This window comes from Winogradskyella jejuensis, assembly GCF_900129745.1.
Lineage (GTDB): Bacteria > Bacteroidota > Bacteroidia > Flavobacteriales > Flavobacteriaceae > Winogradskyella > Winogradskyella jejuensis.
This window is the reverse complement of record NZ_FQWS01000001.1, coordinates 204,493-222,016: the sequence shown is the minus strand read 5'-3', so window position 1 is coordinate 222,016 and position 17,524 is coordinate 204,493. Positions and strand designations below refer to the sequence as shown.

General features: G+C 37.2%; 11 protein-coding genes and 1 tRNA gene. 8 read left to right on the top strand and 4 right to left on the bottom strand.

The annotated features are described in order from the left end of the window. Positions 1–407: 407 nt before the first annotated feature. The 8 genes from BUB95_RS01080 to BUB95_RS01045 all read left to right on the top strand — a co-directional run bounded on the left by BUB95_RS01080 (position 408) and on the right by BUB95_RS01045 (position 14,405). Positions 408–8,996 (top strand): T9SS type B sorting domain-containing protein, encoded by an 8,589-nt coding sequence (locus BUB95_RS01080; protein ID WP_073081864.1) that lies wholly within the window; start codon positions 408–410, stop codon positions 8,994–8,996. 23 nt (positions 8,997–9,019) lie between these two features. Next, positions 9,020–9,946 carry a PorP/SprF family type IX secretion system membrane protein gene (locus BUB95_RS01075; protein ID WP_143185547.1) on the top strand — a complete coding sequence of 309 codons (927 nt, stop codon included), beginning with the start codon at positions 9,020–9,022 and terminating at the stop codon, positions 9,944–9,946. A 10-nt stretch (positions 9,947–9,956) separates the two neighbouring features. Continuing rightward, positions 9,957–11,936, top strand: a complete 1,980-nt coding sequence (locus BUB95_RS01070) for an OmpA family protein (RefSeq protein ID WP_073081860.1) — start codon at positions 9,957–9,959, stop codon at positions 11,934–11,936. A 103-nt stretch (positions 11,937–12,039) separates the two neighbouring features. Next, entirely contained in the window at positions 12,040–12,564 is a 525-nt protein-coding gene (gene idi, locus BUB95_RS01065; RefSeq protein WP_073081858.1) for an isopentenyl-diphosphate Delta-isomerase, read from the top strand. Then, positions 12,561–12,971, top strand: a complete 411-nt coding sequence (locus tag BUB95_RS01060; RefSeq protein WP_073081855.1) for a 6-pyruvoyl trahydropterin synthase family protein — start codon at positions 12,561–12,563, stop codon at positions 12,969–12,971. Before idi ends, BUB95_RS01060 begins: the two co-directional genes overlap by 4 nt. Further along, complete coding sequence (locus BUB95_RS01055) at positions 12,972–13,943, top strand: type I phosphomannose isomerase catalytic subunit (protein WP_073081852.1); 972 nt, start codon at positions 12,972–12,974, stop codon at positions 13,941–13,943. It abuts the gene before it with no gap. Between the two features lie 69 nt (positions 13,944–14,012). Continuing rightward, positions 14,013–14,282 carry a hypothetical protein gene (locus tag BUB95_RS01050; protein WP_073081850.1) on the top strand — a complete coding sequence of 90 codons (270 nt, stop codon included), beginning with the start codon at positions 14,013–14,015 and terminating at the stop codon, positions 14,280–14,282. A gap of 49 nt (positions 14,283–14,331) precedes the next feature. After that, positions 14,332–14,405, top strand: a tRNA-Thr gene (locus tag BUB95_RS01045). A 236-nt stretch (positions 14,406–14,641) separates the two neighbouring features. On the opposite strand, the gene BUB95_RS01040 is transcribed toward BUB95_RS01045, so the two are convergent. The 4 genes from BUB95_RS01040 to BUB95_RS01025 form a co-directional block, all read right to left on the bottom strand. Beyond that, positions 14,642–15,058 (bottom strand): VOC family protein, encoded by a 417-nt coding sequence (locus BUB95_RS01040; protein WP_073081848.1) that lies wholly within the window; start codon positions 15,056–15,058, stop codon positions 14,642–14,644. A 150-nt stretch (positions 15,059–15,208) separates the two neighbouring features. Then, positions 15,209–15,931 carry a DUF4369 domain-containing protein gene (locus tag BUB95_RS01035; RefSeq protein WP_073081846.1) on the bottom strand — a complete coding sequence of 241 codons (723 nt, stop codon included), beginning with the start codon at positions 15,929–15,931 and terminating at the stop codon, positions 15,209–15,211. A gap of 50 nt (positions 15,932–15,981) precedes the next feature. Further along, a complete protein-coding gene (locus tag BUB95_RS01030; protein WP_073081844.1) occupies positions 15,982–17,292 on the bottom strand; it encodes a DUF819 family protein in 1,311 nt (436 codons plus the stop codon). A gap of 63 nt (positions 17,293–17,355) precedes the next feature. Then, positions 17,356–17,523: a type II toxin-antitoxin system antitoxin gene (locus BUB95_RS01025; protein WP_073081842.1), complete on the bottom strand. Its 168-nt coding sequence runs from the start codon at positions 17,521–17,523 to the stop codon at positions 17,356–17,358. Position 17,524: the final 1 nt, after the last annotated feature.

Below are 17,524 nucleotides of genomic sequence, written 5' to 3'. Positions count from 1 at the left end.
TTAAACAAAACTTCCTATGACGTAATATCATTAAAAGATAAGGCTTTATTGTAAGTAATTGAGTATTGTATTTAAACGACAATATGCGTGTTTTATCGATTAAAAAAAGAATAGAATAATTCCTACAACAATATACAATTAATTTTTGCTAAATTTCTGATGTTAAAATATGTTAATTTGAAGTGACGTTCTTATGACATATTTTGTTTAACAAAAAGCTATTAATATTTAATCATTACACCAGCTTTAGCAGGATTGTATGGTTCTTTTTAGAATTTTATAATGATTTCTTTATCATTACACACCTTCTCAAATACTGTATTCACTGACTTTTCCTTCGGTCAAAACAGTTTTGAATGTAAATTACTATGCCAACATCATTTTAAGAAAAACAACCAATAATAATTATGGGAAAAACTACCATTCCTTCCGTATTGAAAACAAATTTCAGTAATTTTATTACAGTCTTACTTGGTTTTAAACAGTATTACCTAGCGACGCTATTAATTGTTTTAATGGCGTTTGTTAGTTTTGGACAGACAATAACAGCATCACAACTCGGTGCAGGAACGAGTTCACCTGCAGTTTTTAATTCCGCTGATGCCCCAGATGATAATGTTGAGGTGGTGTTAACCTCGGCCAACGGACAAGGAACGGATGCTTTGGGCGTTGGATATCGCCTCGGCCATAACGGACCTGCTCCGGGAGTGGTAAATGGTGATGTAAATTACACTATCTCATTCGTAGATGCAACATCAGGTATTCCAGTAAGTATTTCTTCAGTAACTCTTGATTTGGGCTTTTTCAATAATAACGATATCGCTCCCGGCGATAGAGGTTTTGAAGGTCTTAATAATTTTTCAGTTAATGCAGGAACAATTAGTTTATCTTATGTAAACGATGGTAGTGAAGTGTTAGGTGATGCAAATTTCACTCAATTAACAACAACAACGACAAACGCAGCTAGCGGTTCTTTCACAGCAGCTACTATTCCTGCAAACACAGTTTATGCACCTGACGATAATTCTGCACAAGCAGATGCAGGCGGACAACTAACTATTTCTAGCACTTCGCCTTTTTCTCAAATAACATTTACTTACGATGATATTGCAGAAGATACAACAAATGGCTCGACAGATCCATTCGGTATAGTACTAGAGGGACTTTCTTATACCGTATTTGTACCTGATTCTGATATGGATGGTGTTCCTGATGCAACAGATTTAGACAATGATAACGACGGTATTTTAGATAATCAAGAAGGATGTAATAATAATACAAATATTGCCGGTACAATTGGTGTGAGTGGAACTGGTTTTCCTGTTAATGATGGCGATGAGTTTCCTTTAAATGGAACTAATGTAAGATATAATATCACTTCCGTTTCAGGAACAGGACAGATTTATGGTTATACAGCAGGCTCAAATGGAAGTGCAATAAGGTTGCAAAGGACTGGTGGTGGTAATTTCGAAGGTACTTTAATTACAACATTTACAAATCCAGTCGGAAAATTAAGTTTTAAAATCACTGATTTTGATGAAAATGAGAATTATGAAATAAATGTTTATGACGAAAATAATGTGCTTTATGATTTGACGGTCGAAGGTATCTCAAGTGTTGGTAGTCGAATTATTCAAACTGGAAATGAATTTCAAGAAAATTTATCAATTAATGGAAATGTTAATGGAAATGATCCGTCTAGTGATCCAGTAGGTTCGATAGTTTTCTTTTTTCCTGATAAAGTAAGCCGAATTGAAATAAGATACAGGCATATAGCAGCATCATCGATAAGGTACATTCAGCCAACTTTTTGTTCCATAGATACTGATGGTGACGGAATCTTCGATTACTTGGACTCAGACAGTGATAATGATGGATGTAATGATGTTGTTGAATCTGGTGGAAGTGATTCAGATAATGATGGTATCTTAGGAGAAGCGCCATATAGTTATAATACAGATGGTCAGGTCACAGGAACCAATGCAACGGGTGGTTACAATGGCACTACAGGAAATGAAACATTAGCTACTCAGGTAACTATTGCACCTTCAGAGCCGGGTAATCAAACTGTGGTAGAAGGAGATACAGCTACGTTTACTGTCACAACAACAGCAGATAGCGCGACGAGCTATTCATCAGGTACACCGATATATGGTACGCCAGGTAATGCAGACTCCGGTCTTAATTACCAATGGTATATAGGTAGCATAGCACCAGGAAATGCACTAAGTGACGATGCCGTTTATACTGGTACAGATACGCAGTCCTTAGATATTATAACGTCCGCTGCATTGGATGGTACAACCTATATTTTAGAAATAACTCACGATGCAAATGTTTGTATCAATGAGGTTAGATCTGGTGTTTTAACAGTAAGCCCTCCGCCAGACCCTTGCACGGATGGGGCAATTCCTGGAACTGTAACAGCAAACGACCCAGATGCAGATGGTATAAATAATGTTTGCGATTTAGATGATGATAATGATGGCATCACAGACATCGATGAAGGACAAGTCTTTGCGTGTCCTGTCTTCGACGATACAGGAGTATTTCCTGAATATGATTTTATAGCCGCCAATGCAACTGTAAATAATAATGGAGCTTTAGGCGGAACAATGTTATTTGAGGATATTGGTTCTACACCAGATGGTACCTTAATAGATATGATTATAACTTCTGTTAATGCTACAGGATATTCATTTAATCCTCCTGGAAATGCTGATTGTTCTGGTGATAATGGTTTCGCCATAAATGATGCCGATCCAAATGATATCTTTTCTTTTGAATTTTTTGAAGCGAATACATCAAATCCAGTGACCATAAATTTTGGGTTGAACATGGATGACTTTGATTTGAACGAAGGTGTTATATTAGAACAATCTTTATTAATAGGATACGCTTTTCAGCAAGGCAGTCCATCAATAACTGATAATGGAAATGGAACTACAACGTTTGTAAGTAATAACAATTCTCAAGATTTATTTACTTGGTATTATGGTCAAGTCTCCAGCTTTAACTTAACATTTGCAGGATCTTTAAGTTCTAGAGATTATTGTTTTGCTACTGCACCACCAGTAGGTGGCTATCCTGCAACTACTTGTACGCAAATACAACCTAATCCTATCGACACTGACGGTGATGGTATTTTTGACTATTTTGATTTAGATTCAGACGGAGACGGCTGTTCAGATGCTAACGAAGCCTATAATGATGCTAATGCCGATGGAGGTGATGGTGGTGTTTTTAACCCAGGAAACACTAATGCAGAGCCACTAACGATAGCTAATGGCGGAATTAATGCAGATGGTACTGTGGCAGATGCAGCTGCGACTTACCCTGGTAATGCTCCTGCAGTTACCGATGATACGGATGCATTGGCTTGTATAGTACCTCCATGCTCTATAACAGCTATTACGAGTTCGGATGAAACTGTCTGTGTAGATGTTAACGCAACACCTGGAGATATTACTGATGATGTATTTACTGCAGATATAACAGTAAATTTTACCAATCCAGTAGCAGCAGGCACGTTAGATATAGTTAATAACAATACAGGTCTTACAGTAGCAATAGTAGCAGTAGGTTCTTTAGATAGCTCAACATCCCATGTGTTTGACGATGTATCCTTACCAGCAAACGGAGAAACAATATCATTGACTGCGGTGTTTTCAGATGACGCTGCTTGTACATTCACAAATGCAACAGCTGTAAACGCACCTTTTGAGTGTAGTGATGTTAACTGCCCTGATGTAATTCCTCCTGGGGCACCAACAGCACCTTTAACTGCAGGAGATGTGACTTTCAATATTACAGATTTGGGTGATTCGCCAAGTTCAGACCCTAATGATGCAACAAAACAGTTTAATAGTATTACAATAGGTGGAGAGCCTAATCCATTCACAGAATTATTAGTCCCAGACTTTGTGGATTACTCCTATGGAAATCCATCGGCAGGAAGTCAAAGAATGATAGAAAATGGTATTGATGGGGCAAACATAACTGATGGTCCAACCATATTTGACCCAGAATTAATTGCTGCAAATACAAGTCGTAATCTAAACTTTTATTTCAGAAATGACGGAAATATACTTCCTACAGATTATGTTAATTTTAGATTTAATAATAATATAAATGCAGCATCTAATAGATATGTAATTATCACAGAACGTGGAGGTAATAATACCATGGAAGTTCAGGCCATTGATGCCTCAGGCAATCTTATAGGTGTTCCGAGACCTATTAATCGTGTAGGTGGTGCTGATGGTCCAGTTACATATATCAGTACAGGAGAAGTTAACGACAATGGTCAGTCTATTGAAGCAGCGATTTATCCATTAACGGCATTTGTAGGACCTAATGTGCCAATATTTGGAGTTCGCTTAACCCAAACTGGTGCACCGTCAGGCGGAGGAGATGGTGGTGACGGTAAAGTATTTATTGTTTATGACCCATTTTTCTTAACACCACCGCCTACGATTGAATTAACTACTACAGCTGCTCAGCCAACTTGTCCATCTAATACAGGTAGTGTTACTGTAAATGCTATAGATAACGGAGGAGGAGCTTTAGAATATAGTATTAATGGTGCTGCTGGACCTTGGCAAAGTTCTAATGTATTTACGCCAGGTCCAGGTGTGTACACGATAGCCGTGCGTTATGCCGCTAATCCTGATTGTAATAATGTTTCAGGAGATACAATAACTCTTGCAGATGCTGGATGTGGTCCTACAATTACAGCAAATAATGATGATTTTAGTGCTTCACCAATAGATGCAACAGCAGGCGGAACAACAGCAACCGTTTTCACAAATGATGATGCAGATGGCACAACACCTGCAACGGACGCCTTAATAGATGATGGCACCATAACGATTTCTAATAATGGTGGTTTGACAGGTGTTTCAATTAACACAGATGGAACAATTGATATTCCGGCAGGTTCAACACCAGGCTCATATACAGTTGAGTACACGATTTGTTTAGAAGCAGACAGTAGTATTTGTGACACGGCAGAAGTATCAATAGTTGTTGCTGCTACACCAACAATTTTAGCTAACAATGATGATTTTAGTGCATCACCAATAGATGCAGCAGTAGGAGGAACAACAGCTAGTGTATTTGATGATAATGGTAATGGAACAGATATCAGTAACGGAATTCCTGCATCAGATGCTAATATAAATGATAATATTAGCATCACTAACAATGGAGGGTTATCAGGAGTAACCATAAATTCAGATGGGACGATAAATATACCAGTTGGAGCACCAGCAGGAAGTTACACTGTAACATATCAGATTTGTTTAAATGCACCAAACCAAACTGTATGCGATACAGCAACAGTAAATATTGTAGTAGTATCAATTGATGCCATTGATGATGATTTTACATCAAATCCTATTGATAGTACAACAGGAGGTACTTTGCCTAGTGTTTTCGCAAATAACGGTAATGGTAGAGATCAGAGTAATGGAGTCAATGCTAACAATAGTAATATTAACAATAATATTTCTATAACTGATTTAGACGGTTTACCAGCAGGAACTACAATAGGAAACAATGGAGTCATAACTATTCCACCAGGAACTCCAGCAGGTACATATAATGTAACCTATCAGATTTGCTTAAATGCCCCTAATCAAACAATTTGTGATACCGCAGTAGCTACTATACTTATCGAGTTACCTATTCCACCAGTAGCTCAGGATGATGCTAGTTTAGCCAACACTCCAGGAGCTACTGTATCAGTAGATGTTATAGCAGATAATGGTAATGGGGTAGATGCGGACCCAGATGGTAGTTTAGACCCAACGAGTGTAAGTTTAGTATTACCAGGCGGTGAGACTATGGTTGTTTTAGATGGTGAAGGTGATGTTATAGGCTTTACGGTACCAGGCGAGGGTGTTTGGGAAGTCAATCCCGTAACAGGCGCAGTAAGTTTTGCACCAGAATCAGGTTTTACGCAAGACCCAACACCGGTAAATTATACGATAGATGATAATGATGGAAATGTTTCAAATGAAGCAACCATCACAATAGATTATGTACCAGTAGCGGTAGATGATACCAGTACAGGCAATACGACAGGCAGTCCAGTAAGTGTAGCTGTAACAGGCAATGATACAGATGGCGATGTAGTAGACCCGACAACAATAGTTATTGACCCAACGGATGCAGACGGTGATGGTGACCCAAGTACATTAACAGTACCAGGCGAAGGGACATGGACGACGACTCCAGCTGGCGAGATAGTGTTCACGCCAGAGCCAACATTCACTAGCGACCCAACACCGATTACTTATACGGTAGCCGATGATGAGGGTAATGTATCAAATCCAGCAACGGTGACGGTAACGTTTACGCCACAACCACCAGTAGCTGTAGATGATACCAGTACCGGTAATATGACCAATATGCCAGTAACGGTTAATGTTATCGGCAATGATAATGACCCAGATGGGACATTAGACCCAACGAGTATCGTTATTGACCCAACGGATGCAGACGGTGATGGTGACCCAAGTACATTAACAGTACCAGGCGAAGGGACATGGACGACGACTCCAGCCGGCGAGATAGTGTTCACACCAGAGCCAGGCTTTACAGGTAGTCCAACACCAATTACCTATACAATAGATGATAATGATGGCAACACATCTAATGAGGCAACAGTAACGGTAGCGTATGACGCCCAGCCACCAGTAGCTCAGGATGATGCTAGTTTAGCAAACACCCCAGGAGCTACTGTATCAGTAGATGTTATAGCAGATAATGGTAATGGGGTAGATGCGGATCCAGATGGTAGTTTAGACCCAACGAGTGTAAGTTTAGTATTACCAGGCGGTGAGACTATGGTTGTTTTAGATGGTGATGGTGATGTTATAGGCTTTACGGTACCAGGCGAGGGTGTTTGGGAAGTGAATCCAGTAACAGGCGCAGTAAGTTTTGCACCAGAAGCAGGTTTTACGCAAGACCCAACACCGGTAAATTATACGATAGATGATAATGATGGAAATGTTTCAAATGAAGCAACCATCACAATAGATTATGTACCAGTAGCGGTAGATGATACCAGTACAGGCAATACGACAGGCAGTCCAGTAAGTGTAGCTGTAACAGTCAATGATACAGATGGTGATGTAGTAGACCCGACAACAATAGTTATTGACCCAACGGATGCAGACGGTGATGGTGACCCAAGTACATTAACAGTACCAGGCGAAGGGACATGGACGACGACTCCAGCTGGCGAGATAGTGTTCACGCCAGAGCCAACATTCACTAGCGACCCAACACCGATTACTTATACGGTAGCCGATGATGAGGGTAATGTATCAAATCCAGCAACGGTAACGGTAACGTTTGATCCTTGTAATGGATTAGGTACAGCAGATTGTGATGGTGATGGTACTCCTAATAATATGGACCCTGATCCAAATAATCCTTGTGTAGATAATGGAATAACAGGAGACGAAGATACATCTAATCTTATATGGCAAGCTGAAGACTGTGATGGTGATGGCGAAGATAATGGTACAGAGACTGCTAATGGAACAGATCCATATGACCCATGTGATGGAGGTAATTTAGCTAATGTAGACTTAATGGATACGACCAGCGATTGGTATGTAGCCGATTGTGATGGTGACGGTGTACCAAACGGTACAGAAGTAGACCCTGATGGCACTCCAGGTCCAGACGGCACTGACCCTAACGACCCATGTGATTTCAATGCATCAGATATAAGTTTAACACCAAGTGGAGATTATCTATTAGCTGATTGTGATGGTGATGGTGTGACTAATGGAGATGAGATAGCAGATGTTACAGACCCTAGCGACCCATGTGATTTCAATGCAGGAAGTATAACAGGTCCACAGACAGGTGATTGGTTATTGGCAGATTGTGATGGTGATGGCGAAGATAATGGCACAGAGACATCTAATGGTACGGACCCAGAAGACCCATGTGATGGAGGTGATTTAGCTAATGTAGATTTAATGGATACGACCAGCGATTGGTATGTAGCCGATTGTGATGGTGATGGTGTAATAAACGGTATTGAAGTTGATCCTGACATGACAGGTATTCCAGGTCCAAATAATACGAATCCTTATGATCCATGTGATTTTAATGAGGTTGATATTACTTTACCGCAATCAGGTGATTGGTTAGTGGCAGATTGTGATGGTGATGGTGTGACTAATGGTGATGAAATGAACTCTGGTACAGACCCACTTGACCCATGTGACTTTGTTAGTACAGACATCACTTTGCCAATAACCACTACGGTTTTTTGTAGGCCAGAATTAGAAGTAACTAAAACGTTTGTCACTACAGGAGAAAATGTTGGTGATACAGTTACCTTTACGATAGAAGTCGAGAATACTGGAAATGTAGTATTAAATGGTTTAGATATTGTTGACACATTTACAGACATAACAGGTAATCCACTAAGTTTAACAACAGGACCTCTATATGTTGACTCTACTCTAGGTAGTTCTCAAGGAAATTTAGTTCCTGGGGAGATAGCAATATATACAGCCACTTATGTAATAACTCCAGAAGCTGTAAATGCTGGCGGTATATCTAATACTGCTGAAGCTTTAGCAATAGCAACAAATAATGGAGTTATTGTTCAAGATATTAGTGATGATGGAGATGATTTTGATGGGAATGTTTCTGACGACCCAACTGTATTATCATTAGGATGTTTAACTATTTTTAATGAGTTTTCTCCAAATGGTGATGGAGTAAATGAAACATTTGTAATTAATTGTATAGATCAATTCCCAAATAATAAACTAGAAATATATAACAGATGGGGTAATATTGTTTATAGCATGAATGGTTATAACAATACATTCGATGGTCGATCAAATGGACGTTCGGTTGTTAATGCCTCAGACTTATTACCGGTAGGTACATATTATTATGTTCTTGACTTAGGTGATGGAAGCGAGCCGAGAGTTGGATGGTTATATATTAATAGATAAAACAATACTGAAAAATGAAAAATATGATAAATAAATCATCATTACTAAGCTTAGTTGTAGTTTTAGCACTTGCGTTAATACCAACTGACACTTACGGGCAGCAAGATCCACAGTATACGCACTATATGTATAATACATTGAGTATTAATCCAGCTTATGCAGGACAAAGAGAAACATTAAGTATTGTAGGACTCCATCGTTCCCAATGGGTGGGTGTCGAGGGAGCACCGCAAACGCAATCTCTAGGTATTCATTCGCCATTGCGTAACGAAAGATTAGCCTTAGGATTAAATGTGGTTACAGATGCTTTAGGACCAGCAAGAGAGTCATTTGTAGATGCAAATTTTTCTTATACTTTTCCAATAAATGATAATAATACTAAGCTTTCTTTTGGTGTAAAGGCAGGTTGGCATAATATCAGTACGGATTGGAGTAAAGGGCAGTTTCAAAATCCTGATGTAGTATTTAATGAAAATATTAGCCAGAACGCCTTAATTATAGGCGCGGGGCTGTATTTGAGTAACCGAAATTGGTATGTTGGCCTTTCAGCACCAAATTTTTTAACAACAGATCATTACGATGATTTTCAAGAATCTTTAGCAACAGAACGCATGCATTTTTTCTTGACAGGTGGCTATGTCTTTAACTTAAATGACAATGTTAAATTAAAACCAGCATTCTTAGTAAAAGCTGTTTCTGGAGCGCCATTAATTGCAGACATTTCAGCAAATGCCTTGTTTGATGATACACTTACTCTAGGTCTAGCATGGAGGTGGGATGACTCTATTTCTGCTTTAGCAGGATTTCAGGTAACAAAAGGATTGTATATCGGATACGGTTATGACTTAACAACATCAGACTTAAATAATTATAACAGTGGTACGCACGAATTAATATTAAGATTCGAATTGCAGCAATTAGGCAAAATATTATCTCCACGTTTCTTCTAAAATACAGACTATGAAAACACTATTAAAATATATACTAGCTATTGTTTTTGTTCAAGGCTGTTTTATGGCTAATAGCCAAGAGTCTAAAGTTAAAAGCGTAAAGGATGATTATAACGAGTTTGCTTATGTAAAAACAAGCAATGTTCTTTTGAGTGTTGCAGAGAACGGTTATAGAAGTCCAGAAATGCTTCAACAATTGGCTAATTCATTCTATTTTCAAAATAAAATGAAAGAAGCTGCGCGTTGGTATGGAGAGCTTTTTAAGTTAACAACAGATGTAGATTCTGAATACTATTTTAGATACGCTTTAGCTCTAAAAGGGGCTAAGAATTACGAAGCATCAGATAAGTGGATGGAGAAATTTAATGAATTAAATCCATCAGACTCCAGAGCAAAATCATTTATTGCAAGGAGAGATTACAGAAATCAAATTGAGGAAAACTCTAAAGCTAATATCGAAGTTAATAACTTAGATTTTAACTCAGAATATTCAGATTTTGGTACAGCTGTTTACGATGGTAATTTGGTTTTTGCTTCTGCAAGAAATAATGATGAAATAAAGTACCAGTGGAACGGACAACCTTACTTAGACTTATTTAAGGTTTATAGCTACAATGATGGAGAGTATTCAGAAGTTTCAGATTACAACTCTAAAATAAATACTAAGTTTCATGAATCGAGTGCTGCTTTTATGCCAGACGGTAATACAATGTTCTTTACAAGAAATAATTATTATCGTAATCGTGTAAAGAAAGATGAAAAAGGTGTAAACAGATTAAAATTATTTAGAGTTTCTAAAGACGTAAATGGTAACTGGGGTGAAATAAAATCTGTTCACTTTAATAGTGATGAATACAGTGTGGCACACCCAACAATTAATAAAGAAGGTACGCGACTTTACTTTGCTTCAGATATGGAAGGAACAGTTGGAGATTCGGATATTTGGGTCGTTGACATAAATGAAGATGGTTCATTGGCAACACCACGTAATTTAGGAGCCTCTATTAATACTGAAGGACCAGATTCGTTTCCATTTGTAAATAGTGAAGGTGATTTGTATTATTCTACAAAGGGACTTCCTGGGCTTGGAGGTTACGATATTTTTGTGGTACGCAGTGCAGACCAAAAAATAGCAGATAACGTCACGGATAATTATGTTGTTACAAATATTGGTGGACCATTTAATAGCAATGCAGACGACTTTGCGTTTTACGAGAATGTAGAAAAGGAAAACGGATTCTTCTCGTCCAATAGAACTGGAGGTAAGGGAGACGATGATATTTACAGCTTTAATCTAGGCGAATGCAAACAAGTAGTTAAAGGTAATGTTAGAGATAAACAGTCTGGAGCTTTACTGCCTGGAGCAATTGTTGTGTTAAAAGACGGCTCTGGAAACGAATTGGAGCGTGTAATAGTAGGAAGCGATGCAGCATTTATGTTTAATGTAGATTGTGACAAGCAATATTTAGTAAGAGGTTCTAAAGAAAAATATAGTGTCGAAGAAAAACGTTTCGATACTAACGACGCTAGTTTAGAACTAAACCTTGACATTGGATTATCACCAGTAGAAATTGCAATACAACCTTGCGATGATTTAGCAAAAGCGCTTAATATTCCTTTAATCTATTTCGATTTAGATAAATACGATATTACATACGTCGCAGAGCTTCAATTACAGAAAGTATTAGCAGTTCTGGTAGAGTATCCATCAATGACGCTAGATATTAGAAGTCATACAGACTGTAGAGCAGCTGATGAATACAACCAAAAATTATCAGAAAATAGAGCACAAGCAACACTTAAATATTTGGTGAAGAGTGGTATCGACCCAACACGATTAACGGCGAAAGGTTATGGAGAATCACAATTAGTTAATGATTGCGGATGCGATACTATTGATACATCAGAATGTACAGAACTACAACATCAAAAAAATAGACGTAGTGAGTTTATAATCACTTCGTTCAAAGGGAAAAATTGCGAGGAGTAAATCCTTTAGAATTTTAATTTGATTTAGCCGTTTCAAAATGAAGCGGCTATTTTTTTATGAAAACCTTATAAATTTTCTTAACATTTGATTGTAATTTAGCCTCATGAATGAAGAACAAGTCATTTTAGTCAACGAAAACGACGAACAAATCGGTTTAATGCCCAAAATGGAAGCTCATGAAAAAGCTGTATTGCATCGTGCGTTTTCCGTTTTTGTTTTCAATGCAAAAAACGAGTTAATGCTACAGCAGCGTGCCTTGCATAAATACCACTCACCGGGACTTTGGACAAATACCTGCTGTAGTCACCAAAGAGATGGAGAAACTAATGTAGAAGCAGGAAAAAGGCGTCTAAAGGAAGAAATGGGTTTTGTCACAGAACTAGAAGAAACAACGTCCTTTATATACAAAGCGCCTTTTGATAATGGCCTAACAGAACACGAGCTAGACCATATTATGGTTGGTTATTACGAGGATTCCCCTAAAATTAATCCAGATGAAGTTGCCGATTGGAAATGGATGCTTCTAGACGATGTAAAAGAAGATATTTTACAACATCCAGAAAATTATACGGCTTGGTTTAAAATTATTTTCGAAAAGTTTTACGAACACATTAATATTAATAAATGAGAGTAACCGTAAGTAGACGCGCACATTTTAATGCAGCGCATAGATTATACAGAAAAGATTGGAGCTTCGAGAAAAATGATGCGGTTTTTGGTAAATGCAATAACCCAAACTTTCATGGACATAATTATGAGCTTATAGCTAGTGTTACTGGTAATATAGACCCAGAAACGGGTTATGTTATTGATGTAAAAATTCTAAAAGACCTCATTAAATCTGAAGTTGAAGATGCTTTTGATCATAAAAACTTAAATGTTGAAGTCCCAGAATTTCAAGATTTAAACCCTACAGCAGAGAATATTGTGGTTGTGATTTACAATAAACTGAAGGCTAAATTAGATGCTAAATTTGATTTAGAAGTTACACTTTACGAAACTCCTCGTAACTTTGTAAAATATTCAGGTGAGTAAATGCAAAAACCATTATATCCATTAAAGTTCAATCCCATTCTTAAAGATAAAATTTGGGGAGGACAAAAACTAGTTAAGCACCTTAACAAAGCTTCAACTTCTAATCAAGTAGGAGAGAGCTGGGAAATTAGTGATGTAGAGGGTGATACTTCTGTTGTTATTAATGGAGCATTAAAAGGACAGTCTTTAAAAGACCTTTTAAAAGATTATAATTCCGACTTGGTAGGCGAAAAGAATTACCAGCAATTTGGAAATCAATTTCCATTACTCATAAAGTTTATCGATGCTAAGCAAGATTTAAGCATTCAGTTGCATCCAAATGATAGATTAGCGGCAGAACGCCATAATTCTTTTGGTAAAACCGAAATGTGGTATGTCATGCAAGCCGATGAAGATGCTAATCTTATTGTAGGTTTTAATCAGAAAGTAACACCAGAAAAATACCTTCATCATCTAGAAGATAAAACGCTTACCGAGATTTTAAATTTCGATAAGGTAAAAAAAGGAGATACTTATTTTATTGAGGTAGGTCGCGTTCATGCTATTGGTGCAGGAGTGCTACTGGCCGAGATTCAGCAAACGAGTGATATTACCTATCGGGTTTACGATTGGGATAGGGTAGATGACCAAGGTAATGCCCGTGAGTTGCACAACGATTTGGCTATAGACGCCATAGATTTTAATATGAAGGATGATTTTAGGGTAGAATACAACAAAACCCTAAATCAGTCTAATCCTATGGTGAGTTGCCAATACTTTACAACCAACTTCATCAAGCTAGATTCAGAAGTGCAAAAAGAAAATAATTTCGATTCGTTTATCATTTACATCTGTGTTGATGGCAAAATGCAAATAAGCACTTCTCATGGTGTTGAAACCCTAAAGGAAGGAGAAACACTCCTTCTGCCAGCAGCGATAAAAAACTATGCTTTAAAGGCTTCTCATGCTGAAGTTTTAGAGGTGTATGTATAGCACATCTTTTTCTAAAAAAAGATTACTAATTGAAGGGATTTATTACTTTTGTCCCATAAATAAATTATCATGGCAAATAAAAGAGATTTAAAGAAAGACATCAACTACGTTTTAGGTGATATTATCGAAGCGGTTTATGTTTGGGAATTGGCAAATGCAGAAAAGCCAACTAAAGAAAGCAATGCAATTATAGATGAAGCAATTGCAACTTTTGATGACTTAATCGTAAAGGTTAATGATAGAAGCGCAGAAGATAAAAAAGCGCATTTTAAGGCTATTAATCAAGAGCTTGAAGATAAAGGTAGAGCACTTATTGAAAAAATAAATAAATTAAAATAAAATTGATTTGCAGGTTTAAAAATCTAATTTAAATTTGCGAACTGTTTTTGCCGATGTAGCTCAGCTGGCTAGAGCAGCTGATTTGTAATCAGCAGGTCGTGGGTTCGAGTCCCTCCATCGGCTCTTAAATTTTAAAGTCTAACATTAATTTGTTAGACTTTTTTTATGTACAATATTGCAGAGTATCGTTTAACGGTTTCGGCTATGATTTCGTTGTGGAATCATCCGCAGGATTATTCCGCCGAAATCCAGCCATTTGATTTATACTTTTATTTTGGTGTGGCACAAAACCACAATGAATTATAGCCATTGTTGTGCGTTCGTTTTTTGTTAATCCGATGAATTTTTTATTCTTTTAATTACGTAGTAACCTTCCACATAATGCCAAATTTGTCAATGCAATTGCCATAATAAGATTCCCAGAATGTAACGTGCATAGGTAATGTTTGTTGTCCACCTTTAGAAAGTTCATTATATAACCTGTCAGCTTCATCTTTACCATCTGCATGTATGATAAGACCAAAGTTGCTATACCCTTTTGATTCTTCATAACCTTCAGTATAGTCAGCTCCATTCAAACTTGTTTCTTCACTAATATCCAAAGTGACGTGCATTATTTTATTTTCGTCAGTTTCTTTGAAAATGTGCCTGTCTCTTTTCGGAACATCTTTATAGCGTCCAATGTATGAGACTTTTTTCCCAAAAACTCCTTCATAAAAGTTGAAAGCTTCTTCACAATTACCATTAAAATAAAGGTACGGATTCATTCTTGCCATAGTAGCTTATTTTAGATTATTATTTTATTTTTCTATCAATGCGCAAATGACGCACAACGATAAGATATGGTTCGTTGGTAATGAATTATATCGGATGTTAAACGAAGTTAGACTTTTAAAAGCATAAAGTCAAGAAAAGAAAAGAAGCGCTTATTTAATACTGTCTTGCGCTTTTTTAAAATCGCTTAAGGCTTTTCCTAAAGTTTTACCGTAGTAAGATTGCTTCACTTCATCTGTAAGATTACCATAAATACTATCTAGATATTTTGCGCTAGCATTTGGGATTTCATATAAAGCTAAATAAGGTGCAACTTCGCTATCGTTATGGCTTAGTGCAAAGTTTATTGTAGATGCATATTTAAGCTTTAGCAATCGGTTAGAGCGTCTCGCTAAAGAATCTGAAGTAATGGTATCATTGCGCTTCGCAGCTTCAAAGTTGGCTTTAATAAGCTCCAAGTTATTATCTCTAAAATCAGACATCAAATTCAAGTACTCTTCTAAAAGCACTTGTTGCTTAGAACCTTTAATTTTTGCATCGCTTGTAAAGCGTTTTAAGGTCGTATTAATTTCGGTCGTTCCTTTATCAGCAAAAAACGGAATGTAATGCTCTTTACTATCATTTTTTTGCAATCTTAAATAGAGTACTATAGGTTCTTCAATATTGGTTTGTAACGTAAAGTTGGGTTCACCTTTAATGACAACGGAGTCTAAATCTATAATAGATTCGCCTTCCTCTTTTTGCAGGTAAACTACACCCTTTTTTAAATCTTTTACATACCCTTTTAAGGTAAAGTTGCTTGATGTATCCTCTCCACAAGAGAATAAAAAGATAGCGATAACGGTTGAAAATAATAGTTTTTGAAGCTTAGTCATTCTGTATATTTTTTGCGTGGCAAATATCTAATTTTAGTTTAAAAAAACAACTAAGCACCAGCAGCAATTTGCATTAAAATGGTACAGCCAATTGCGGCAATGGTTCCAACGGCATAGCCAAATACGGCTAAGAGTACACCAACAGTTGCTAATGATGGATGAAAAGCAGATGCCACAATAGGTGCAGACGCAGCACCACCAACATTGGCTTGACTTCCTACGGCTAAGAAAAAGTAAGGTGCTTTAATCAATTTGGCTACAACAATGAGTAATAGCGCATGTATAGTCATCCAAACCACACCAATAGCAATGAGTCCCATATTGTCGAATATGAGTGCTAAATCCATTTTCATACCAATGGTTGCAACTAATATGTAGATAAATACACTACCAAATTTACTTGCACCAGCACCTTCGTAATTTCTAGCTTTTGTGTAGGAGAGTGCAATGGCTATTAAAGTAGCAATACTAATCATCCAAAAGAATTTTGAACCTAAGAACGTAAATACATTTCGGGTTGTAGGATTTTCGATATTGCTTACAACCGTATCAAAATAAGGTGCTAAATAATCCGAAGCTAGATGCGCAAAACTTACCGCACCAAAAGCAATGGCAGCAATAATCATAATATCTGCTAGAGATGGATTTCGTTTTACACTTTCTGAAAACTGAGATACTTTATCTTTTAAATCTTCAATAGCTTTTGTGTCTGCTTTAAGCCATTTATTAAAACGGTTACGTTTGCCAATTCCTATTAATATTAAGGCCATCCAGATATTAGCAACGACGATATCTACGAATACCATTCCGCCATAGAGTTTCTGATTATAACCGTAAATCTCTAGCATTGCTGTTTGGTTAGCTCCTCCACCAATCCAGCTACCAGCTAATGTAGAAAGGCCTCTCCATACGGCATCTGCACCAACTCCTCCAACGGTTTCTGGAGATACTGTGGCGATTAATAAGATAGCTATTGGTCCACCAATAACAATACCGAGTGTGCCAGCAAAAAACATCACTAAGGCTTTCCAGCCTAAATTAAAAACAGCTTTTAAATCAATACTAAGCGTCATTAAAACCAAGGCTGCTGGTAATAAATACCGACTTGACATGTAGTAGAGACTAGAGCTACCTTTTACTGTTTCTCCAGTTGCGGAAGTCGTTTCCCAATCTGGAGCTATAAGTCCTGTTGTTGTTAAAACTGCAGGAATCATATAAGCCATAAATAAGCCAGGTACAATTTTGTAAAACTTACTCCAAAAGCCAGTTTTAATTGATTCTGTGTAAAAAACAAAACCTAATGATAGCATTAGGAGTCCAAATACGATAGCGTCGTTTGTAATTAAAGGATGATTTTCCATTTAGTCAGTTAGTTTGTATTGCAAAATACAAAAATTGAAACACAAAAAAAGTGACTGTAAAAGTCACTCATTTTCTTTTTTCTTTGGTTGGCGTTTGTGCTCCTTAAGATATTGCATGAGCATCCATTCTATTTGGCCATTGGTGCTGCGAAATTCGTCCGCAGCCCATTTTTCAATAGCCTTTAGCATATCTTCATTGAGTCGTAATGCAAATGCTTTTTTCTTAGCCATG